The organism is Enterococcus sp. 3H8_DIV0648 (genome assembly GCF_002140655.1).
Lineage (GTDB): Bacteria > Bacillota > Bacilli > Lactobacillales > Enterococcaceae > Enterococcus_A > Enterococcus_A hulanensis.
The window spans coordinates 817460-818483 of record NZ_NGLG01000001.1 but is presented as its reverse complement, the minus strand read 5'-3'; the positions used below and the strand labels follow the sequence as shown (position 1 = coordinate 818483).

Below are 1024 nucleotides of genomic sequence, written 5' to 3'. Positions count from 1 at the left end.
TCCCTCAAACGTTTTACGTCCCATCACTAAGGTGTGATTGATCGTGGTTTCTTTAAAAAAGCGTAGATCATTTGGCAGATGCCATGGTAAGCGATTGTTCTTACCAATCAAACCATTTTTATCCTGCGCCCAAATCGCGATCAGCATAATATCTGTCTCTTATACACATCTAGATGTGTATAAGAGACAAATTCGATCCTTTTCATGAATCAAAAAAGAGATGCGGTCAAATAATGTTTTATCACCAAAGGTCTTATATAACTCTGTAACTTTTAATTCTTTCATCTCTGAACCATCCTCAAATTTCTCTCCGTTATTGTAACAAAAAAAAGCCATAAAGGAAATTTTTCCCTTACAGCTTTCTTACTATTTAAATTTATAGGCTTTTATTCTTTAGAACTTACCAGTTGAAGCCTTCAAATTCGCCAAAGTGATGGCCATGACCTGAACAATTGCCATGTGGTCCACCAAATCCATGAGGCCCGTGTCCGTGATGATGTCGTGGACCATCAAAACCCCTTCCGCCGCCAAAAAATTCTTCGGAATCATCTTCTCCTAATTGATTTTTTAATGTGTCGTTTATTTTTTCAACTAAGCGTGACCATTCTGCTTTTTCTTCTTCACTGAAATCCGCAAATAACTCTTCACCAAAGTCTGGCGTTTCAGAAATTTTTTCTGCTTCTTCTTTGCCAAGTTCCGTCAGACGAATAATCATGATACGACGATCTTCCTCTGATGCTTCTCGAGTGATAAATTCTTTGTCTTCAAGTTTTTGTAATAGTTCTCCAACAGATTGCGGCCGCATTCCTAAAACAAAAGTTAAATCCTTTTGACTGATTTCAGGATTCATTTTTAATAAGGCTAAAACGCGCCCCTGCCCTCGATGTGGTCCAAACCCTTGATTTTTTGCCATTTGACGATGGTAATAGCGACGTAAATTATGTTGCAGCTTCATAAATTGTTCATTCATTTGATTCTCCATGATAGATCTCTCCTTTTTTGTTCAGGTACCTTATATTTATAT

Annotated in this window: 2 protein-coding genes; both read right to left on the bottom strand. The window is 37.3% G+C overall.

What is annotated here, in order from left to right:
* Positions 1–147 (bottom strand): dihydrofolate reductase (locus A5875_RS24310; protein WP_176244613.1); only part of this gene is annotated, 147 nt, incomplete at its 3' end.
* Positions 148–400: 253 nt separating this feature from the next.
* Complete coding sequence (locus A5875_RS03805; protein ID WP_088932378.1) at positions 401–982, bottom strand: MarR family winged helix-turn-helix transcriptional regulator; 582 nt, start codon at positions 980–982, stop codon at positions 401–403.
* Positions 983–1024 lie beyond the last annotated feature (42 nt).

Coding starts and splice junctions, on each gene's coding strand:
- A5875_RS03805 (WP_088932378.1), bottom strand. CDS start 982: ATGGAGAATCAAATGAATGAACAATTTATGAAGCTGCAACATAATTTA.